At 41.7% G+C, this 21,457-nt stretch carries 18 protein-coding genes and 1 pseudogene; 5 read left to right on the top strand and 14 right to left on the bottom strand.

The genetic code is table 11. From position 1 onward, the window contains the following. Positions 1-155: 155 nt before the first annotated feature. From B1H56_RS13210 to B1H56_RS13160, 11 genes and pseudogenes are all read right to left on the bottom strand, one after another. Positions 156-1,372 (bottom strand): annotated as a pseudogene (locus B1H56_RS13210) (IS256 family transposase). A 129-nt stretch (positions 1,373-1,501) separates the two neighbouring features. Further along, positions 1,502-2,161, bottom strand: coding sequence for a dihydroxyacetone kinase subunit L (locus tag B1H56_RS13205; protein ID WP_066523609.1), 660 nt, complete (start codon positions 2,159-2,161; stop codon positions 1,502-1,504). 15 nt (positions 2,162-2,176) lie between these two features. Next, positions 2,177-3,184 carry a dihydroxyacetone kinase subunit DhaK gene (locus B1H56_RS13200; protein WP_066523610.1) on the bottom strand — a complete coding sequence of 336 codons (1,008 nt, stop codon included), beginning with the start codon at positions 3,182-3,184 and terminating at the stop codon, positions 2,177-2,179. A gap of 3 nt (positions 3,185-3,187) precedes the next feature. Further along, positions 3,188-3,943: an SDR family NAD(P)-dependent oxidoreductase gene (locus tag B1H56_RS13195; RefSeq protein ID WP_066523614.1), complete on the bottom strand. Its 756-nt coding sequence runs from the start codon at positions 3,941-3,943 to the stop codon at positions 3,188-3,190. An 11-nt stretch (positions 3,944-3,954) separates the two neighbouring features. Next, complete coding sequence (locus B1H56_RS13190; RefSeq protein ID WP_066523616.1) at positions 3,955-4,344, bottom strand: VOC family protein; 390 nt, start codon at positions 4,342-4,344, stop codon at positions 3,955-3,957. 96 nt (positions 4,345-4,440) lie between these two features. After that, complete coding sequence (locus B1H56_RS13185; RefSeq protein ID WP_066523618.1) at positions 4,441-5,901, bottom strand: family 4 glycosyl hydrolase; 1,461 nt, start codon at positions 5,899-5,901, stop codon at positions 4,441-4,443. 53 nt (positions 5,902-5,954) lie between these two features. Then, entirely contained in the window at positions 5,955-6,920 is a 966-nt protein-coding gene (locus B1H56_RS13180) for an ABC transporter permease (protein ID WP_066523620.1), read from the bottom strand. A gap of 2 nt (positions 6,921-6,922) precedes the next feature. Then, a complete protein-coding gene (locus tag B1H56_RS13175) occupies positions 6,923-8,422 on the bottom strand; it encodes a sugar ABC transporter ATP-binding protein (protein WP_066523621.1) in 1,500 nt (499 codons plus the stop codon). A 70-nt stretch (positions 8,423-8,492) separates the two neighbouring features. Then, on the bottom strand, positions 8,493-9,524 hold the full coding sequence (locus tag B1H56_RS13170; protein ID WP_066523622.1) for a sugar ABC transporter substrate-binding protein: 1,032 nt from the start codon (positions 9,522-9,524) through the stop codon (positions 8,493-8,495). 207 nt (positions 9,525-9,731) lie between these two features. Beyond that, complete coding sequence (locus B1H56_RS13165; RefSeq protein ID WP_066523623.1) at positions 9,732-10,772, bottom strand: zinc-dependent alcohol dehydrogenase; 1,041 nt, start codon at positions 10,770-10,772, stop codon at positions 9,732-9,734. A 1-nt stretch (position 10,773) separates the two neighbouring features. After that, complete coding sequence (locus tag B1H56_RS13160; protein ID WP_066523625.1) at positions 10,774-11,814, bottom strand: alcohol dehydrogenase catalytic domain-containing protein; 1,041 nt, start codon at positions 11,812-11,814, stop codon at positions 10,774-10,776. Positions 11,815-12,069: 255 nt separating this feature from the next. Between B1H56_RS13160 and B1H56_RS13155 the strand changes: the two genes are divergently transcribed. From B1H56_RS13155 to B1H56_RS13135, 5 genes are all read left to right on the top strand, one after another. Beyond that, a complete protein-coding gene (locus B1H56_RS13155) occupies positions 12,070-13,701 on the top strand; it encodes a response regulator transcription factor (RefSeq protein ID WP_066523627.1) in 1,632 nt (543 codons plus the stop codon). Between the two features lie 15 nt (positions 13,702-13,716). Then, positions 13,717-14,772: a sensor histidine kinase gene (locus B1H56_RS13150; RefSeq protein ID WP_066523629.1), complete on the top strand. Its 1,056-nt coding sequence runs from the start codon at positions 13,717-13,719 to the stop codon at positions 14,770-14,772. Further along, positions 14,769-16,259: an ATP-binding cassette domain-containing protein gene (locus B1H56_RS13145; protein WP_066523631.1), complete on the top strand. Its 1,491-nt coding sequence runs from the start codon at positions 14,769-14,771 to the stop codon at positions 16,257-16,259. Before B1H56_RS13150 ends, B1H56_RS13145 begins: the two co-directional genes overlap by 4 nt. A gap of 1,035 nt (positions 16,260-17,294) precedes the next feature. Next, positions 17,295-17,795, top strand: a complete 501-nt coding sequence (locus tag B1H56_RS13140; RefSeq protein ID WP_066523633.1) for a helix-turn-helix domain-containing protein — start codon at positions 17,295-17,297, stop codon at positions 17,793-17,795. Continuing rightward, positions 17,792-18,457 (top strand): IS3 family transposase, encoded by a 666-nt coding sequence (locus B1H56_RS13135; protein ID WP_066523637.1) that lies wholly within the window; start codon positions 17,792-17,794, stop codon positions 18,455-18,457. The genes B1H56_RS13140 and B1H56_RS13135 overlap by 4 nt, the downstream gene beginning before the upstream one ends. A gap of 76 nt (positions 18,458-18,533) precedes the next feature. Here B1H56_RS13135 and B1H56_RS13130 read toward each other — a convergent pair whose 3' ends face one another. The 3 genes from B1H56_RS13130 to B1H56_RS13120 form a co-directional block, all read right to left on the bottom strand. Further along, positions 18,534-19,751, bottom strand: coding sequence for an IS256 family transposase (locus B1H56_RS13130; RefSeq protein ID WP_121419016.1), 1,218 nt, complete (start codon positions 19,749-19,751; stop codon positions 18,534-18,536). 141 nt (positions 19,752-19,892) lie between these two features. Further along, entirely contained in the window at positions 19,893-20,459 is a 567-nt protein-coding gene (locus tag B1H56_RS13125) for a hypothetical protein (protein WP_066523687.1), read from the bottom strand. A gap of 158 nt (positions 20,460-20,617) precedes the next feature. Then, on the bottom strand, positions 20,618-21,391 hold the full coding sequence (locus B1H56_RS13120; RefSeq protein ID WP_066523688.1) for a sigma-70 family RNA polymerase sigma factor: 774 nt from the start codon (positions 21,389-21,391) through the stop codon (positions 20,618-20,620). Positions 21,392-21,457: the final 66 nt, after the last annotated feature.

Here is a 21,457-nt window from a genome sequence, read left to right as displayed (position 1 = left end):
GTCGCAAGTACCGTCAATAGTTTTTCGCAAATTCATAGAAGCAGTCAACGGTGAGTGGATCAGCCCGCCAGCGAGTAGCGCGTAAAATTTTGTGTAAAGTCCAAATGTCAGATAAAGTCCTTGCAGGCCCTGGCCGGATCGGCCAGGGCTAATTCTTAAAGCGGGATATCAATACGGTCTCCGAAATAGACCATCAAATTATCCAATATCATGCCCCAATCCCGAATGGGCATGCTCCATTTTTCTGTTATGTTCATGGTCGCAAGGTAAAGCACTTTCATTAGGGCGCCGTCCGAAACAAAAGCGCTCTTCGTTTTCGTGACCTTCCGCAGTTGGCGGTTAAAATTCTCGATTGCGTTCGTCGTGTATATCAACTTGCGGATTTCAGGCGGGTATTTGAACATCGTCGAAAGCTCCGGCCAGTTAGCCTGCCAGGATTTCACCGAAAGTGGATATTTGGCGCTCCAGCGGTTGGACAGGTCTTCCAACGCCAGCAGGGCAAGGTCTCCGTGGCGGCCTTGTAGATGGGCTTTAAGTCAGCCGTAAATGCCTTCCTGTCCTTGTAGGATACATACCGCGTCGACGACCGGATTTGGTGGATGATGCAGCGCTGCACCTCTGTTTGCGGATATGCCGTGTTGATCGCATCCACAAACCCGGAAAGCCCGTCCACACTCGCTATCAGTATATCTTTCAGCCCTCTGTTTTTCAAGCCGTTCAGTACATTCAGCCAGTATTTTGACGATTCTGTCGCACCAACCCAAATACCAAGGACATCCTTTTGCCCCTCCAAATCTGTTCCGATGGCAATGTATGCCGCTTTTTTCACCACGATCCCGTTATCACGCACACAGTAGTGAATCGCATCCAGCATCAGCATGGCATAGACGCTCTGTAATGGACGCTCCTGCCATTCGCGCACCAACGGCAAGACCTTGTCTGTTATCTTAGACACACGGCTGTCATCCACGTCTATGCCGTACATCTCCTGCATCGTTTTTTGAATATCCCGCGTGGAGATGCCCTGCGAATACATGAAGATAATTTTGTCCTCTATCGCCGAAATATCCGTTTGGTGTTTCTTCACAAGCTGCGGTTCAAACTCTCCGTTACGATCCCGTGGTACAGATATCTCCATTTCTCCAACCGCTCCCTGCACTGTTTTTGTGCTGTAGCCGTTGCGGCTATTATCCGTATTTTTGTTTTTGTAGTCGTACTTGCTGTATCCGAGCTCGTTTTCCAGTTCCCCGTCCAGAGCCGCCTGAATTGTCTCTGCCGTCAGCATCTTTACGAACGCATGGACATCATCCATCGTTTTTACGCCAAACTCGTCCATCAGTTCTCTTAGTTTTGTGTTGTTTTTCCTTGCCATTTTTTTAACCTCCATCATCATTTTATCTCATCTGACAATGGAGGTTTACACATTTTTTTCAGCACTACCCATATTCATAATTTTTCTTGTATTTCAGGCACTGTTCTTAAATGTAAGTGTGGTTTCATTCTATTCATTTTGGAACACATCTGCTTTTCTTTTGTGATTAGGTGAAGCACATATCGCTATCGCTTCAAAAATCAAACTTCCTACAACGGCTCCGCCGTCTACACAACCAATTCCCTGACTACCATAATATGCTGCACGTCCATGAACAGCTAGCATATTGGCTGTTTCTTCTGCTCCAGCAGCGGCCGCTTCCGCAGCCGCATGGTATGCCCTCTCTTCATTACTATTTGAATATCTTTTCAGTTCATCCACTGCAGGTATAAGCGCATCCAAAATTGTCTTTTCACCAGCTTTGGATCCCGCGCGCTTCATAATTGCTTGAACCCCCGTTTGCATTGCATCAGTTAGGGCAGAGAGACTTATCTCCTTTTTACCGCGTAGCTGTTTGGCCATCCCCGATAACCCAATTGCCAATATAGTCCCCAACGAAGAAGGCGCGGCTTCATTTAATGTGTTTGCAGCCTGCATCAAAATTCGTCCCAAGTCAATTTCGGAGCTTGCAGCCAAAAAAGTGTCCACCGCATAAAACCCATTGCTCATCGAAAGACCTAGATCACCATCTCCGCATTTCTGGTCTAATTTAGTCAATTTGTCTACATTTTTTGAAATACAAATACTGATTTCATGGAAAGCTTTTGTCAAGCTCTTTGTTGTGATCATAACAATTTATTTCCTCTACTTATTATAATTCGTATAAAACGGCGAACATGCCGGAGCATCTAACAACGACTTTAGTTCATCATCCAGTTGGAATAGCGTAAGCGAAAGTCCCGCCATCTCCATCGAGGTTGCAAACTCTCCTATATGTGGCATATGGATGCGAATTCCCATACTCTTGAGACGCATGTAAACGGCACGATAAAAGATAAACTGTTCTTCAAGCGGGGTCGAGCCTAATCCGTTTATCATAACAGAAACTGTATTTCCAGACGAAACTGGCATATCATCTAACAGCTTATCCAACAGGAGGTTTGCAAGTTCATCGGCCGTCATCATTGTACTTGTATTAATACCGGGTTCACCATGTATTCCCATGCCAATTTCAATTTGATTATCTTCCACTACAAAAGACGGACTTCCAATATTCGGAATAATGCAGGGAGCCGTTGCAACCCCTATAGTTCGTATATTTTGCAATGCACTTTGTGTAATCTCTACCACACGTTCGATATCATACATTCTTTCCGCAGCTGCGCCAGCAATTTTATAGGCATAGACCAAACCAGCAACTCCGCGCCGTTTTTCTTTTTGGTCAATCGGCGCAGAAGCAATATCATCTTTCACCAAGATTTGATGTGTTACGATCCCATCAAATTCTACAGAATCACATGCCAATGTAAAATTCATTCTATCACCGCCATAATTTCCATATAGGCACAATACTCCCCCACCAAAATCACACGCGCGTATCATTTGTTCTATTTTGGCGGCAGAAGGTGATGCAAATACATTGCCAACAACGCAGCCATCTACGAGCCCCTGCCCTACATATCCCAGAAACAATGGTAAGTGTCCGCTTCCGCCTGCTGTCACAATTCCTACCTTGCCCTTTTTCCGTGGATAGGTAGAGCGCAAAAGTCGCACATCTCCATCTATAAGAGCCACTTTTCCAGCATAGGCAAACGCAATTCCTTCCATAGTGTCTCTGACAAAATTGGCAGGGTCATTTATTATCTTTTTCACGTTCTACTCCTTATCTTGCCTCGGTTGGCCATTCCATGCGGAAAGCCCTCCATCTACACATAATACTTGTCCATTGATATGCGAAGCAGATTCTGAGGTGAGGAAATAGACCGCATTTGCAACATCTGTTGGTTTTCCCAGCCGATGATCCGGAAGTGCGCTTAGAAATGAATCCATCACATTTTTATTTGTGCCAGATAAAAACATTGGCGTTTCCGTTGCGGACGGGCAGACACAATTAATACGCACACCATTTTGCGCATAATCCAGCGCTATTGCTCGTGTAAATCCAATTACAGCAGCTTTGCTCGCACAATAGAGCGGCGCATTGTAATCACCTCGCAAACCGGAAACCGATGAAATATTAACGATCGCACCTTCGTTCTTTTTTATCATAGCGGGGATAAGCGCCCTTGTTGCATAGAATATTCCTCGCATATTCACATCAAACTGAAAATCATAATCCCTATCGTGTGCTTGATGTACTTGATTTCCGCAAAATACACCCGCACAGTTCACAAGGACATCACATCCCCCTTTTTCATCCATCTTTGCTGCCAATTCAGAAAATTTTTCGGCATCCCGCACATCAAGTTCGACGGCAAAAAAATCTTCTTGTTCGTTGGACTGTGTACTTTCTAAAATTTGTTCCCGATGCATATCTATTGCAAATACACGATAGCCTTTATCTAAAAACAGCTCTACGACAGCATGCCCAATTCCGCTGCCTGCCCCAGTTACTACAGCGTTTTTTTTCATTATCTTTCTCCTCATAATATTTGATCGAACTCAATTGCTTCACCATTCGGCCCTGCAATTTTAAAATAGCGACAGCCTCTCTCCCACGCGGTTGGAATTTCCTCAATTCCATCCGTTAAAATCTTATAGCCTTTTTCTTGGCAATACTTATAGTCCCCTTCAATATCTTTGGAAATATAGGAAACATGGTCAATTCTCCCTATGCTTTCAGGCTGAACATTGGCAGGTTGAAACACTTCATATTTGAGCTCATTATTGCGAATAAATTTAATGGGAGTTCCATCTGGTGCAGTACACGAACCAAATTCTTCAAACCCCATTTCGTCTACATACCACGTTACAAAGCTTTCTATATCGTTAGTAGCAATACCAATATGATCATGCTTTCTATTTTTTAACATTTTATTTACCTCCTGGAATCGCGAAATTTGTGCGGCAGCCAGAGCCAGAAAAAATAAATTTCGGTTCCGGCTGCCACATTTAAATAGGAAGAAAGGCTATTCTTTATACATTTCATAAGGGAAATCACGCACCGCTGCTCCCTTATAATTTGGATTTGTTGGAATATAAGTACCTTCTGCTTTGGCCTGTTTTATACATTTCTTGGCGCTCTGTATGCCTTCTTTAAATTGAGGAAGCCATTTTTCTTCCGCGATTAGCATCTCATCTGTCATCTGACGAATCGCCCGTGGGTCTAGGGCTGCACCGGTCAATGGATCAAGCAGCATAGCCTGATAAAGCTTTTTAACATCGCCTGTGCACGATGCTTCAGTCGCCAATTTATTGACTGAAACCATACGATTGACCACCTCTGCCTGCGCAGTATCCATCTCCCCATAAATTGGTACATTTAGTCCATGAATATCTGCATATACAGGAACTTCGACAATCGCCTCATCCATTATGTTAGCAATACTTCCATTGTTGACTACATTGACGTGGCCGCGGTAAATACGGTTTAATTCTAGCCCTTCCATTAAAAAGGAGGCATGTTCGGTCGACCGCTTGTTGGGGTCAAAAATAAGTCCTGGCGATTGCATACGTTTATCATAATTTTCCGCCGCAAGTTTCTGCTCAAGCTCCGACATACCGAAATAACCATTTGTTTCACCGCCAAAAACATGATAGTAGCTAATCCAGTCAGGTAATGTTCGGGGGTCTGTACGATACCATGGAACAAGATCCGTGGTGTGGCCATTTTGCTCTGAATTATATGCGCCAAACCAATCCAACATATCACGACGAGCTTTTTCCAGTTCTCCATAAATCGGATGTTTGGCATATGCCTCCGGAAGCATAGGGATTAAATTCTTTCCATCTTTTGTTTTCACTTCAGTATAAAAACCCATATGGTTCACGCCAAGACAGGTAATATAAATATCCTCCACTGGCATATCCAATACTTTTGCAAACTGCCGATGCCCAATACCCACGCCATGGCACATACCGACAGAAGGCACATTGCCATAATGAGCAGCAGCCCAGGTTGTCATGGTCAATGGATTTGCAACATTAAAAAACATAGCATTAGGCGCCGCATACATTTTCATATCTTTGCAGATATCTAAAACAAGCGGAATCATCCGCGCGCCATACATCAGGCCGCCAGCGCACAGGGTATCTCCTACACATTGGTCCAATCCGTACGATAATGGTATTTTCAAATCGTATTCCCATGCCTTCAGTCCGCCCACCTTGGCCATATTGAACACATATTTGGCATCTTTAATGGCTTCGGGTCGGTCAGTTGTACCCTCAATTTTAATGGACAGTTTATTTTCGTCGATATCTCGTTGGCATAATGCTACCGACCGCTCTAACTTTGCTTTATCAATATCGTGAAACGCAATTTCTATTTGCTGAAATTCAGGAACTGATAAGATATCATACATTAGCTTTTCCGCATATTCCACACTGCCTGCGCCGATAAAGGCTACTTTAAATTTTTTATATTCCATCTGTATTCTCCTTCATACATAATTAAGTTTTTAAAGTATACTTGCAGAGATCATTAAATTTTGCTAGTTTTTGCTTCTCTGCTCCGCTGAATACAATCAAAGCCAACTGCTAATAGCAATACAACTCCTTTGATTACTAATTGCGGGTATTCCCCAACGTTGAGCAGTACAAACCCATTCGTCAGAGTTCCAATAATTAGAACACCGATAATAACGCTGGATATTTTGGCTCTGCCGCCCGATATGCTGACACCGCCAAGTACCACTGCCGTCAGAACATCAAACTCAAATTCTTTTCCCGTCAATGGTGAGCCTGTATTAAGCCTTGACAGCATAATAATGCCTGCAAATCCTACAAAAATGCCATTTAGCGTATAGGACAGTCTCTTCATCTTATTGACATTGATCCCAGATAATTCAGCCGCAGTTTCATTTCCCCCAATCGCAAAGAAATACCGCCCTATATAAGTTTTATTCAATATAAACCAGCCAAATATAAGGCATGCAATCATGATAACAACAGGAACCGGCATGACACCTCCAATTACGCCTTGACCCAGAACACGAAAGCTTTCTGGGAAGCCAAAAATCGATTGCCCATCTGAAATCATATAGGCGATACCACGCAGAATACTCATCATGGCAATCGTGGCAATCATCGCCGGCATTTTTGTAGCGGTAATTATAAAACCAGTCAAATAGCTTATTACAATTGTTGTCGTCATACCAACAATACAAGCTAACACCGGATCTATTCCCACATTTACCATTAAAAATGCACACAATACATTGAGCAAGGTAATTTGTGATCCAATAGATAGGTCTATGTTCCCTGTCAGCAGTACCAGGGTTTGCCCAACGCCTGCGATAGCGATCATTGATACTTGCCGTAATATATTGGTAAAGTTTGATACTGTAAAAAATGTATCCGCCAAACATGCGAAGAGAATAATTTCTATAATAAATACAATAAATACCGCATATTTTTTAACAATAGAACTGATTGATACTTTTAACATTTTTAATTCCCCCCTATCTTTGATGCATAATGTAATATAGTCTCTTTATCGAATTCGCCTCGCTTCAGTTCTGCAGTCATAACACCTTCACTTAGTACAATAATGCGATCTGCCATCCCCATAACTTCTTCCATTTCAGACGAAATCATTATGATAGTTTTACCCGCATCAATTAATTTATTCATAAGGTAATAGATTTCTTGTTTTGCTCCAACATCGACTCCTCTAGTTGGTTCATCCATAATGATAAGTTCGGGAGATGTGGCTAGCCATTTGGCTATAACTACTTTTTGCTGGTTTCCTCCGGACAGGCTGTTTACTTCATTGACCAGAGACGGTGTTTTAATACGCAGTTCATTTTTGTATTGTCTGGCAACCTCTATCTCTTTTTTCTTATCTATCACAAAAAAATGTGATAACTTTTTAATTTGTGCCAATGTGATGTTATGTGCAATCGACATATCAAGGACAGCTCCCTGCTGTTTACGGTCTTCCGGAACCAATGCGATACCCAAATCCGCCGCTTGAGCAGGCGTCCTTGGAAATATGGGGTTGCCTTTAAAAATAATTTCCCCTGCCGAAGGGCGAGCCATCCCAAACAATAATTGTGCTAACTCTGTACGCCCGGCGCCCATAATGCCTGCAAAAGCAAGTATTTCTCCTCTATGTACCTGAAATGAAATATCTTTAATTCCGTTTCCACTGAGATTTTTTGTTTCCAGCAAAACCTCACTTTTAATGGTGTTTTCTCTGACCGGGAAGGTCTCTTTCAGGGTTCGTCCTACCATGAGGCTAATGAGTTCTTCCCTATTTGTATCGCTTGTTTGCATTGTTTTGATCAATTTCCCGTCACGCAATACAGACACACGATCTGAAATGCGAAAAACTTCTTCTAACCGATGGGAAATATATACGATCGTTACGCCCTCGGATTTTAATTGACCGATTACATCCATTAGAATATTTACTTCAGATGTCGTCAAAGGCGCTGTTGGCTCATCCATAATTAAAATTTTAGCTTTTTTGGAAACAGCTTTCGTAATTTCTACCATCTGCTGATATCCAATACTCAGATTGTCGACCAACCGTTTAGAATCGATCTGGATATGGAAACGTTTCAAAATTTTTTCAGTTTCTTGTTCCATTGCTCGAAAATCCGGAACAATACCTCTTTTTTTGATCGGATTTCCTAAATAAACATTCTCAGCTACACTCAGTTCATTAACAAGGTTAAATTCCTGATAAATAACAGCTACGCCATTTTCCTGCGAAGTAATCGGATCAAGTTTTTCGAACTTTTGTCCAGATATATATATAGTTCCTTGCGTGGGTGAAATCGCACCGCTGCAAGTTTTTATCAAAGTGGATTTCCCAGCTCCATTTTCGCCCACCAACGCATGGACCTCGCCTTTTTTGAAATCAATCGTAACATCATCTAGAGCAATTGTTCCTGGGAACTTTTTCGTAATATGGCGAAATTCTAAAATTGCATGTTCTTCCACAGTATAACTCCTTTTTATGCGGGCCACCTACACTCAAGACTATAGACGGCCCGCTTTATGGTCCTAATTGTTAAAGGGCTATATTCTCTCTTTCGATAAATTCATCCACATTTGCGGCATCAATTTTTTCTAACTTTGACAGATAGTGTTCCTCATAGGGTTCATCATTGATAATCAACATTGCCATTTCGTAAAGCTTATCTGCCATATAGGTATCGCTACCTACACATACTGTGGCCAAAAGTGGATTCGCTTCAGATTTCACTGCTGAAAGCACGTCAGTTGTCGTATCTGTACCAAATACAGCAATTTTTCCATCATTTAGACCCAAACCAGTCAATGCCTCGGCCGTGCCTACTGCCGCACCGCCAGAACTGCACACAATTGCAACTATATCGGGGTTGGCTTGAATCATACTTTCTGTAACTTTGACGCCTTCTTCTACAGTCTGCGCAAATTGCTCTGCTACAATTTCCGCATCCGGTAATTTGTCTTTAATTCCGGCTTTAGCGCCTTCATATCGGTCAATGCCCCCTTCAGATGTTAGAGATAAATGGAGGATGCCAATTTCACCTTTCCCATTATAATTTTCATTCATCCATTCCGCACACTGCTCAGCACTTGCATACCCTATATCATAGTTTGGGCATACAAGGTCTGTTGTATTTCCTTCGACAGCCAACCCATAACCAATCACCGGCACGCCTGCCGCAACAGCATCCTGTACTGTGGTAGCCGCTGCCGACTGTTCAACTGCTTCCATAACGATTATGCAATCCACATCGCTTTGTACAAAATTTTCAATTTGTGTAGCTTGTTTTGAAGGATCGGCATTAGCACTGACCGCTGTCAGCTGTACCCCATTTTCCTGACATTTCTGTTCTAATAGTCCCGTAATTGAGGTATAAGCTGGGATGGCAAGATCTCTCGCTGTCAATCCAATGGTGATCTGCTTCCCTGTATCATTTGATTTGCTTGCGTCCCCATCTTCTGCTGCAACAGAGGGTGTTTTCTCTACTGCATCATTTGCTGGCGCACCGCACCCTGAGAAGAACAACACCATTACCATTAAGCATACTACTACTACCCAAATTCTTTTCATTACATTTCCTCCTTTTATTCCTTTCTTTTTAAAAAACTCAATACTTTCGAGTTTAGTAAGACTTGACTGATTTGATTTTTCGCAATGAATCTATATAGGTACAACATGTGTAGATACTATTTTTTAGTACTTAATTACAACAAAGGCAAATAGCTATGGTTTTTGAATTTTTTGGTTTAATATTTGAATTCTGTTACCAAGAGCATCTTATGTCATTTTTACTATAATCTTTTTGGCGGGTTTCTTTTGCTCCAGAACATCAAACGCCTTCATAATGTCTGCGTATGCAAATGTGTGGGAAATAAAATCATATGGATTCACAATTCCCATTGATATCCACTGCACTAACTGATCGTGTACGGCCGATTCTAAAATCTTGTCTGGTGCCCAAAAGAAATCCAACGACCAATTATCTGGCGCTAATGTCCAATCAAACTGCATCGATACCACTGGTGAAATTCCATATATTAGAATTTTCCCTCCCCGGCAAATAAGCTGCATAGACTGGGAAATCAATTCGTTTACCCCAACTGCATCAAGCGTATAATCTACACCTTGCGGACATAACTTGCGTATTTCGCTCACAATATCGCTTTTCATACTATTAAGAGCATAATCTGCACCTATATATTTTGCATCATCGACTTTTTCGTCCATAATATCGACCAAAATGACTGGCGCCATCCCGATAAGCTTTGCAAATTTTACAAATGATAAACCAACCGCTCCACCGCCAAATACTACTAAGCTTTGACCAGCTGTAAACCCAAAGTGCCGTGTGGCAGCTAGAACCTCACGCAAGGTTACCATCATAACCCCACATTCAGTGTCAAAATCATCTGGTACTTTTTTCTGCGGATAAAACAGTTCATTGAATCCAGGGGAATCCGGGCCTCTCCCTTCTTTGGCCATAGCAATGATATCGTGACAAATCCCGTACTCTGAAAAAGCGCCATGCGAAGGAATATATCCATCAATCTCACCTTCCAAATAAGGAAGCAATACTTTATCGCCTTCTTTAAAAGCTGTTACATCACTTCCGACCTCTACAACTTCACCTACTGCCTCATGTCCAAGCAAACATGGATATGTCTCAAATTCTTTAAATGTCCCATGAACGATCTTCATATCTGTGCCACAGATGCCACAGCCATGTATTTTAACAAGGGCACTGCTTCTATCGATTTGAGGAACAGGGATGTCAATGAGGTTTAGAGTATAATTTTTTTCTATGGCTAAACTTTTCATATCATAAATTCTCCTGATTTTTATGAAATTCAAATAATACTTTTTGTGGACCTCCGCTCATTCGAAATTCAAAAGCTTCTTTCCATTCCTCCGGCTGATAGATATGCTCTATGAACGGATCCAGTTCAAGGCGATTAAAGAGTTCAATGGCCCGCGGGTACATATAAGGTGACTGGAATACACCTATCACCTTCGCCTCTTTAGCAAAAAAAGAGGGCAGATCAAGCGGATAGACAGCACCGCTTCCGTAGCTCGCAAAAAGTTCAAGTGTACCGCCCCTGCCTAAAATGTCGTATCCTGCCTGAATCGCAGATCTTACTCCTGATGTCTCTACGACTACGTCGAATCCACGCCTTTCTGTGATTTGCATACACTGGGCAATCATATCTTCCTTGTTAGGATCAAGCGCATAATCAGCTCCATACTCCAGTGCCATAGTACGTTTATTTGCTACCGGTTCAATAACCGTAATCCGTACAGCACCTGCAGTATGCAATAGTTCAGTAAATAGCAATCCTACGCTCCCGCCACCAATTATCGCAACTTTTATACCTGGTTTTAGGTTCAGTAGGTCGATTCCACGTTGTACAACTGATATGGGTTCGACTAGCGCAGCTTTACGCATATCTGTATTATCCGGCAATAAAAAAACCTGTTGTTCATTGACAACGGCATAATCGGCAAAAAAACCGCCGCGTGACAGTACATTTTCGCAAAACTGCTCTTGAGCGTTGCGGCAATAATAGCATTTTCCACAATATTGATTGAAATAAAGCGCCACTTTATCGCCAACTTTTAGCCCTTTGGTATTTGCTTTTTTTCCTAAGGCTTCAACATAACCAGAGGCTTCGTGCCCTAATACATAGGTATCGCCTGGATTGATTCCCAGAAAATCATCTTCGTGTCCATGGATAATATTGATGTCAGATCCGCAGATCCCAGCATAGGCAATGCGAACCAGTACATCATCCTCAAATATCATCTGGGGTTTCTCCAATTCCTTAAGACCGTATCCGGGACAGGTATAGCAAATCGTTCTCATATTTATTTGCTCCTTCAGTTTTATTTTGGGGTTGAATAAAGTTCTTAATGATAAGATACGGGAATACAGCTTTGTATTCAATATCCTAAAATTTACATTTAGGGTACAATTTTTATGTCTATACACCAAAGCCCGCTATTGTTTGACAAAAAAAAACGTTTGTGCTAATATGTTATTAAATTTTAAAATTGCCACGCCATTTATTCTATTAATGATCCTATTAGTGATTAGCACATCTTTCAGGGGGAATTTCAAATGAAGCTATTGCTTGTTGATGATGAAATTTATATTTTAGATATGCTAAAAGCTTTAATTGATTGGGAGGCAACCGATTTGCAATTAGTCGGTACTGCGACAGAAGGTTCTGCAGCATTTGATTCTATCACAACCTTAAGGCCCGATATCGTTATTACCGATATTCGTCTTCCTGGATTTGATGGGATCGAACTTATCAAGCGTGTGCGGCTACAAAATAACGATGCTCATTTCATTATTATTAGTGGATTTCGACAATTTGAATATGCACAAAATGCCATTAAATATGGGGTGACAGACTATCTATTAAAACCAATCAAACGTACGGAACTTAATGAAGCGTTGCAAAAGCTTATCCGGTTAATTTCAGAAGAGCGGCAAAAAACTATACTTTTAAAGGAGCAAGACAAAATAATCTTATCCAGTAAAAACCATTTGCAAGCATCTCTTCTCCAGCATATTATAGAGAAAAAAGAGTTGCCCTCAAATTTGGATGTATTGAATTCCAAATACTTGACAGGCTTTAAAACTGGCTCCTTTCGGTTAATTTGTTGTAAAATCGATAGATTTTCCAATACGGAACCAATATCTGAAGATTCTTTTTTCGAAACAATCCGCACTAAAATCAAAGAGAACCTTACTGTGGTTGTTGTAGATTATTGCCATACGGTTATTTGCCTTCCGATTAAATCTTATGTTGTTTTTTTGCTTAACTACGATCACGATCAATATGCGGCAATACATTCTTCCATTGCTATGACTGGGAAAAATTTATTTGCCTATATTAAAAAATTTGAAGGTATTAGCCTGACAATCGCTATTGGTAAAGAGGTACTAAATTCTGCAGATCTCTCTTCTTCTTGGGATGACGTAACAGCCATTCTGCAGCAACGTATTTTGACAGGCTGCAATACCCTCCTTTCAACTTCCTGCAAGGAGGATAAATACCCGGATATTAAAAACGCTTTGTCTCCTTACGAAAGTCGTTTGCTTAAGAAATCAATTGAAAGTTTTGATTTAAACGCGCTACAAACTCAGATTATGGATATCTTTACCAACGCGGGGCTTTCTGAGATTAAAAGCGCCAAGTATTATTTCAAGATTTGTTATGAGTTGGCAGATTTGTTCTGGAATACATTAATTTCAATCCATATCGCAGAGGATCTAAATCGAAAACAGAAGGATCAGGAACTCTACGAATTATTAGACAACTGCGTATCTCTTCGACAGCTTGAAACAACCTTTACGAAATATCTGTTGAATGAATTTAAGCATTACTACGACCCAGCACATCCGCCGGAAAATATAGCGGTTTTGATTGCCAAAAAATATATTGCCCGGCATTACAATGAACATATTAGTTTAAAAGATATTGCGAACCAAGTCTTTTTAAATCCTGTCTACTTTAGTATTTGCTTCAAACGAGATACAGGCCTTAATTTTGTAGACTATATCAATGAATATCGGATTGAAAAGTCTAAAGAATTGTTGAAAAATCTACAAGAAAGTATTGCATCTATAGCAGAAATGGTTGGATTCCAGAATGCCCGGTATTTTTCTAAAGTATTTAAAAAGTATGTAGGTATTTCTCCCGCAGAATACCGCAGGAAACATGTCTCAATCTCTCTCTAGAAATGGAGATAGCGAATGAAAAAAATTGAATTTTTTAATACGCTTCCTTGGATTATTCGTATTCCCCAGCGCAACCTTGTTTTTACAGCAGGGGCAATTTTAATTGTATTGCCATCTATCATCTTTAGCCTAACACAAAGATACCTTCCACTCTATTTTGTTGCAATAAACGCATTACTACTCGGATTGTTTTTGTTTTTTATTATTTTTTTTGAATTGCGCGTCCTCCGCCCTTATGAACACTTTTTGATCAAATTGCTTTCAATACGTAGCAATACAACATCTCAACAAAACGGCTATGCAGACAGTCCGGAAGCAATGTTAGATTGGATCATGGATAATCAGCAACGCTTGGCCAATCGCGAACTAACTTTAGAATATTTGCGCACAGAGGCAGAGCTCGACGCCCTCCAAAGCCAGATTAATCCACACTTTTTATTTAACACATTGGAATCGATCCGTGGATTTGCGCAGAAAAAAAATGTTCCAGAGATTGCGGATATCACAGAAGCAATGTCACATTTATTTCGCAGCAGTATCCAGAATATGGATACGTTAGTTCCACTTTCCGATGAACTGGAAAATGTTCAAAATTATATATTGATACAGGATTTTCGATTCCCCGGAAAATTTCAACTGCATACCAAGTTTCATACAGAGATCCCGCATTTACTTTCTTACAAGGTTCCCAAGTTGACTTTACAGCCTTTAGTAGAAAATGCTATCTTTCATGGTTTAGAACTATTGCCCGAGGGCGGTTTGATCACATTGGATATTTATACAACTGAGAAACGGTTAATTATACGCATTACAGACAATGGTATGGGAATTTCCAGGGACCGGCTGAATGAAATAAATTGCCGCTTAGTGTCTATGGACAAACTTAAATTACCGTTTTTTGCATCTGAACAAAAGAAGAGAGGAATAGGAATCGGGCTCTATAATATTCACCAGCGTATTCGTCTTCAGATGGGTGAGCAGTATGGCCTGACAATTTCCAGCACTCTAAATATTGGTACAGAAGTTGAAGTCACCCTCCCCTTAATTTTAGAAAATGGGGTAAGACCATGATTCGAGAAGTATTGCGGTTAGAAGGAATTTTTGCTAATGCACACAATGTTCCTACGCTGTATAACGCTTGGCTAAACCTACAAAAAAATGAAATAGTAGGACTGTTTGGATTAAATAATTCCGGAAGAACTACCTTAATTCAAATTTTATGCGGCAATATTCTTCCAACCGCAGGACGTATTTACCGGAATGAAAAACCAGTAGTACTATTATCTCCCGTCCATGCTAAGCAAATGGGCATCGTTCGCATTAACAGTTTCAACTCTTTATTTTTAGATTTTGATTTAACAAATAATATTTTTCTAATGCCAGAAAATCCGAAAAGATTTTTAGTAAATGAACAGGTTCATGCCATGCAGTCACAAGCGATTTTAAATTTTTTGGGGCTACGTATTCCTTCCAAAACAAAAGTGCGCGATCTTAATTTGGTGGAACAATTTATTGTCCTGCTCGCACGAGCGATTGCTGAACATGCAGAAATAATTGTAATAGAAGATATCCTCTTTACTTTTACCGAGGATCAATTAACAACAATACATAATGTCTTAAAGATTATCTGCAAAGAGGGAATTTCTATTCTTTTATCTGAGTATCGGGCAAAGACACTCATGCACCTATGTGATCGAATTTTTGTTGTACGCGAAGGAACAATTGCTAGTATATGCAGTTCTGACCAATTTGATGAAAAAAAACTGACATCTATCATGATTGGCCAAAAAATTAAAGAACCGTTATATAGGTCTGGCAAAATATTACGAAATCAAGGCAGTCCACTTTTAGAATGGCAAAATGTTTGTTATGGTAAGATGCTAAAGTCTTTTAGTATGGCCATACACAAAAGCCAAATCGTGGGCCTGCTCTGCAACAATAAACACATGCTGGAGGGCATTTTAGCCGTTCTAAAAATTCCCCACCCGACACAGGGGCAAATTCTATTTAGACAGCGACCTTTATTACGCAGCGCTATCTATCGTGATATTTTCTTAATTCCTGAAAATGACATTATTTATGAGAATCTTTCAATGAATGAAAATATTACACTTCTTGCCCAGAAGGAATTTAGCCTTCCTTTCGGAATAATTCCACACTCTAAAATACAGATGTTGTATAATGAGCTTGTTCTGCCTCATTTTATGGAAGAATTATCAGAAATGCGTAAACATTCAATCAAAGCTTTTAGCCGCAAAATGCGCCTAGAATTATCCTTATGCCGTGCTTTGATGCTGGGGCCGTCTATATTGGTCCTAATAAATCCCACTAAGTTAATGGATAGTCTTTCCGTCACTCAAATCCTTCGCAAAATTGTTCATCTTAAAGAACGTGCAGGAATATCTATCCTGCTTATTTCTAACAATATTTATGACCAGTTACATATCTGCGATACAATTCTTTTTACCGGCGAAAAAAAAGTCCTTACCCAATTTGATATGAACCGACATTCCAGCGATGATGTACTAACCTATTACAGGGCTTATATGGGCCGCTAATTATCAAAATAATTTGATGTCGTATATCTTGTATTTGAACCACAACTGGTGAAGAAGTCCCTGACGGACATCCGTAAGGAATAAATCAGCTTCATTTATTTACGGGGCATCTATATTAAGAATAAGAAAAATCTTGAAAAAATGTACGGCATAGTGATGATAGCCGTATATCTAAATCTTCGCCTGAAAACCGAAAGCTGATTTATACGCCAAACGAGATAGAGGAGGAACTTAATCAGTAGCTGCTGAACCCAAGCAGTCGATTGTCTGTTTGGCTTGCATCCCGCTCCCTGAATTAGAAGGACTCGTACCAAAGCTTCTCATGGTTTCTGTCAATGCACTTCCCGGCGCACAGCAAGTTGTACCCGTATATCTTGAATCTCTCGCTTCTCAAGGGCACTACAAACAGGATATAACTGTGCAAAGCCGCGGGCCGTTCAATTTTCTATCGGCTCCCGTATACCCATTAGGTTCTTGAATTAAAATATGTTATCCTGCATGGGAAAACATACTTCTCAATATTTGTGCGTTATTCCCTTTACAACACTGCTAAGTATGTCTTCCTTTGCATTCCTTGCCAAAAATTATCTATGGCCCAGATAGCTATGAGAGTATTCGGATTTTCAAAGGATGTGCAATAGTTTCTTTTGCTCTTTTTCGTTTTTCTATTTCAGCCCAATAACTTCAATTGCTCCGTTGCCGAATCAGCAACGGAAGCCAAAAAAGAAATTGACCTCTTTTGGAAAATCTATCACGCTTGTTTTGATGAAAAGGAAAAGTAACTTTGTTGCTTTTTCCTTTTTTTCACGTTAAAAATATAGTTTGCAAGGGTACAATGCGGGCGGTTAGCCACTTCTCCGTTTCTGACGGCTAGAAAGTGGTGATGTCAATGGAATACTTGGTAATGTTAACAATTATATTGATTGTTATCTATCAGATTTTCAAAGGCAAAAAATAACAACCGCCCCGGCACGTGAACTGCACCCCAAAAGTTGGACAGTATGATAAACTGTTTAGCGAGAGGGGTGTATTTTATTGGGAAAAAAGAAGTATAGCCTGGAAGAAAAGGTATCGATAGTAGAAAAGGTGTTATCAGGAGAATGGGGCATTAAAGAGGCCGGGCGAAATACGGGCATCCATAAAGGAGATATTCAAAAATGGATAGCGGCGTATGAACAGCATGGAGTGGCAGGCCTGGATCGGCGGGGAAGCAGTTATACCGGAGAGTTCAAGCAAACCGTTATAGAGGATATGCGCATAAACAGACTGTCATTGCGGGAAACGGCAGCGAAATATAACATAGCTATACATAGCACAATTAGTCGCTGGGAGCGCATCTACTTAGAGGAAGGGGCGCAAGGATTGTATGCTGAACGCCGAGGTCGCAGAATCAAAGGCCGTCCACCAAAGCTGACTAAGCAAGCGGAAGAAGACTTGATTGCAGAGAACCAACGCCTGCGCGCGGAGGTAGACTATTTAAAAAAATTGAACGCCTTAGTTCAAGAAAAGGAACGGCAAGAGAGAAAACCCAGGTGATCCGGGAGCTAAGGCATGTACACAGGATCACCCTGTTACTTGAAATCGCAGGACTTGCCCGTAGCACATACTATTATCACACAAAGCAGTTAGAGAAGCCTGACAAATACGTGGCAGTAAAGGAGGAAATAGCTGTGATTTACGAAGAAAATCGCCAGAGGGTTGGTTATCGACGGATTACGCTGGAATTACAAAATCGAGGATACCATATTAACCATAAAACCGTACAACGACTGATGCGGCAACTTGGCCTTTACTGCCGTGTTCGGATGAAGAGATATGCTTCATATCGAGGCGAGGTTGGGGAAATTGCCCCCGATCTGTTACAGCGCGACTTTCATGCAGGCATACCCAATGAGAAGTGGGTGACGGATGTGACCGAATTTTCTCTGTTTGGACAGAAGCTGTATCTTTCTCCCATATTGGATTTATACAACAGAGAAATTGTCAGCTACAGTATCAGTCATCATCCACGTTTTTCACAAACAGTAGATATGCTGGAAAAGGCATTTAGGCGACTTCCTAACAGCGTGAATTTGATCTTGCACTCTGACCAGGGCTGGCAGTATCAGATGAAACAATATCAAAGAATGCTCCGGGAAAAGGGTATCCGGCAGAGTATGTCGCGCAAAGGAAATTGCCTTGACAATGCCGTGAGATAGCGCGTAAAATTTTGTGTAAAGTCCCAAAGTCAGATAAAGTCTTTGTTAGCCCTGGCCGATTGGCCAGGGCTGTTTCTTACAGCGAGATATCAATCCTGTCCCCAAAATAGACCATCAGATTATCCAGTATCATGCCCCAGTCCCGAATCGGCATGCTCCACTTTTCTGTTATGTTCATGGTCGCAAGGTAAAGCACTTTCATCAAGGCGCCGTCCGAAACAAAAGCGCTCTTCGTTTTCGTGACCTTCCGCAGTTGGCGGTTAAAATTCTCGATTGCGTTCGTCGTGTATATCAACTTGCGGATTTCAGGCGGGTATTTGAACATCGTCGAAAGCTCCGGCCAGTTAGCCTGCCAGGATTTCACCGAAAGTGGATATTTGGCGCTCCAGCGGTTGGACAGGTCTTCCAACGCCAGCAGGGCAAGGTCTTCCGTGGCGGCCTTGTAGATGAGCTTTAAGTCAGCCGTAAATGCCTTCCTGTCCTTGTAGGATACATACCGCGTCGACGACCGGATTTGGTGGATGATGCAGCGCTGCACCTCTGTTTGCGGATATGCCGTGTTGATCGCATCCACAAACCCGGAAAGCCCGTCCACACTCGCTATCAGTATATCTTTCAGCCCTCTGTTTTTCAAGCCGTTCAGTACATTCAGCCAGTATTTTGACGATTCTGTCGCACCAACCCAAATACCAAGGACATCCTTTCGCCCCTCCAAATCTGTTCCGATGGCAATGTATGCCGCTTTTTTCACCACGATCCCGTTATCACGCACACAGTAGTGAATCGCATCCAGCATCAGCATGGCATAGACGCTCTGTAATGGACGCTCCTGCCATTCGCGCACCAACGGCAAGACCTTGTCTGTTATCTTAGACACACGGCTGTCATCCACGTCTATGCCGTACATCTCCTGCATCGTTTTTTGAATATCCCGCGTGGAGATGCCCTGCGAATACATGAAGATAATTTTGTCCTCTATCGCCGAAATATCCGTTTGGTGTTTCTTCACAAGCTGCGGTTCAAACTCTCCGTTACGATCCCGTGGTACAGATATCTCCATTTCTCCAACCGCTCCCTGCACTGTTTTTGTGCTGTAGCCGTTGCGGCTATTATCCGTATTTTTGTTTTTGTAGTCGTACTTGCTGTATCCGAGCTCGTTTTCCAGTTCCCCGTCCAGAGCCGCCTGAATTGTCTCTGCCGTCAGCATCTTTACGAACGCATGGACATCATCCATCGTTTTTACGCCAAACTCGTCCATCAGTTCTCTTAGTTTTGTGTTGTTTTTCCTTGCCATTTTTTTAACCTCCATCATCATTTTATCTCATCTGACAATGGAGGTTTACACATTTTTTTCAGCACTACCACCCATACAGACAGCAAAAGAGGGCGTTGTAAGCCCTCATTTTTGTTATCTTATATGCTTCATTGCTATGCCTTATGGCCCCATAATAGATATACATTGATAGTCAGGTGCTTCTTCGATCATTTTAGAAAGTTCTGTGCAAAAGCGATGATAAAAGTCAATGACTACATCAATATTTTCCTCTATCATTTGCTTCTTACGCTCTTCTGTCGCCACATAGGCTTCTTCCCGGAGAATACTGTCCGGTTCCGTCATATCATAGATTGAAAACTGTGCTTTATATTCATCGAGCAAAGGATTAGTGCAATCAGTTTTTAGAAGATTTGCAACATTTTGTATCTCCTGAAGCATTATTTGTATAGTTGGATAGGTATAAAAATTATGCTCCAGATACCATTCAAACTCTATTTCGCAATCTTCTCGAATTCGATTCCAAATTAAATCTTTATCAAAATATTTTCGGAAAAAGACAGCGAGAAAAGATGCCACATTTTCTTCTTCTATAGAAATTTCGGCATCACGTTTTTCTTCTACATCGCAGATACCCAAAACATGAACCCCAGAGCGGCATCGAACCGGCATAATCCAAAAATAGGAACCGCTATCATGCCCATGTATAATCTCAATTTGAAAACTCATAATATCTCCTCTTTTCGGATTATTCTTAGCGCAAACTCTGGTATTATTGTATCATGCGCAATCACATTTTCACACCCCCTCGCGCGAGCCTTGCAGGGTAAAATCTAACTCCCGCAACCCGGTCTCCCGTGTTCTCCTGTAATTTCCGAATGGGGGGACTATTCATACCCCCACACCTTGAGTTTTTCCCGCAATTCTTCCAGATACGCCGCCGCTCGTTCAACGCTGCTTTCCTGTCTGTCCCGAAAAGAGGCGAACCCTGTACCCCTATAAGCCCACAAGCTCATGTATTCCTCTTTGTACTCCTGTACCTCTTTTGCGTGTCTTAGTCTGCGCAGAGCCGAACCGTAAAGCCTCTGTATTTTGTGGTATTCCACGCCCATGTCCCGCGCTATCTCTGATAGCTTCTGGCCTCGATAGAAATACCGCCGCATGATCTCGTATTCGTCCGTAGATAACCGTTCAAGAGCCGGGGCAATGTTGCGGCGGGCTTCCTCGCTGTATAGATTCTCAATGGCGTTATCCAAATCATTCTGCGCCGCTTCGTCTGGTATGCTGTCGCTGTTTATAATGCCGTCTGCGCCCTCTTTTTCCGCTTCAAGGCTTATTAGGCGTATTTGTGCGTTGTTACGTCCTTTTGTCGTCCGAACGCCCACAGCGGCGTTAAATTCGTTTTGCAGGTGATAGGCCATGTAGGTAATGAACTGATAGCCTTTTGCCGCGTCATACGCCCGCACCGCGCTTAGCATGGCAAAGTACCCGCATTGATATAAATCCTCTTTTTCAACTCCCGTACGTCTGCACAAGCTCTCATGTTGCACATAGTATTTATGCGCCCACAACCGGACGAACCTTTTCACGCCCTCCCATAAAAGAGGGATTGCGCTTTGCTCTCCGCCCTGTATACGCCGCGCAGCTTCCTCGTTTGACATTCCGCGCCTCCCGTGGCATAGTATATTTACCATGAAACAAGGACACGGAAAGGGCGGCAGCTGCCT

It is taken from the genome of Christensenella minuta (assembly GCF_003628755.1).
In the GTDB taxonomy this organism is placed as follows: Bacteria; Bacillota; Clostridia; order Christensenellales; family Christensenellaceae; genus Christensenella; species Christensenella minuta.
Note: the sequence above shows the minus strand (reverse complement) of the source record. Positions and strands in the feature narration are given on the sequence as shown.

Excerpts from the sequence above, each read along its gene's own strand:
- B1H56_RS13170 (WP_066523622.1), bottom strand. The coding sequence starts at position 9,524 with ATGAAAAGAATTTGGGTAGTAGTAGTATGCTTAATGGTAATGGTGTTG.
- B1H56_RS13190 (WP_066523616.1), bottom strand. The coding sequence starts at position 4,344 with ATGTTAAAAAATAGAAAGCATGATCATATTGGTATTGCTACTAACGAT.
- B1H56_RS13205 (WP_066523609.1), bottom strand. The coding sequence starts at position 2,161 with ATGATCACAACAAAGAGCTTGACAAAAGCTTTCCATGAAATCAGTATT.
- B1H56_RS13155 (WP_066523627.1), top strand. The coding sequence starts at position 12,070 with ATGAAGCTATTGCTTGTTGATGATGAAATTTATATTTTAGATATGCTA.
- B1H56_RS13195 (WP_066523614.1), bottom strand. The coding sequence starts at position 3,943 with ATGAAAAAAAACGCTGTAGTAACTGGGGCAGGCAGCGGAATTGGGCAT.
- B1H56_RS13125 (WP_066523687.1), bottom strand. The coding sequence starts at position 20,459 with ATGAGTTTTCAAATTGAGATTATACATGGGCATGATAGCGGTTCCTAT.
- B1H56_RS13150 (WP_066523629.1), top strand. The coding sequence starts at position 13,717 with ATGAAAAAAATTGAATTTTTTAATACGCTTCCTTGGATTATTCGTATT.
- B1H56_RS13180 (WP_066523620.1), bottom strand. The coding sequence starts at position 6,920 with ATGTTAAAAGTATCAATCAGTTCTATTGTTAAAAAATATGCGGTATTT.
- B1H56_RS13165 (WP_066523623.1), bottom strand. The coding sequence starts at position 10,772 with ATGAAAAGTTTAGCCATAGAAAAAAATTATACTCTAAACCTCATTGAC.
- B1H56_RS13160 (WP_066523625.1), bottom strand. The coding sequence starts at position 11,814 with ATGAGAACGATTTGCTATACCTGTCCCGGATACGGTCTTAAGGAATTG.
- B1H56_RS13130 (WP_121419016.1), bottom strand. The coding sequence starts at position 19,751 with ATGGCAAGGAAAAACAACACAAAACTAAGAGAACTGATGGACGAGTTT.
- B1H56_RS13185 (WP_066523618.1), bottom strand. The coding sequence starts at position 5,901 with ATGGAATATAAAAAATTTAAAGTAGCCTTTATCGGCGCAGGCAGTGTG.
- B1H56_RS13145 (WP_066523631.1), top strand. The coding sequence starts at position 14,769 with ATGATTCGAGAAGTATTGCGGTTAGAAGGAATTTTTGCTAATGCACAC.
- B1H56_RS13120 (WP_066523688.1), bottom strand. The coding sequence starts at position 21,391 with ATGTCAAACGAGGAAGCTGCGCGGCGTATACAGGGCGGAGAGCAAAGC.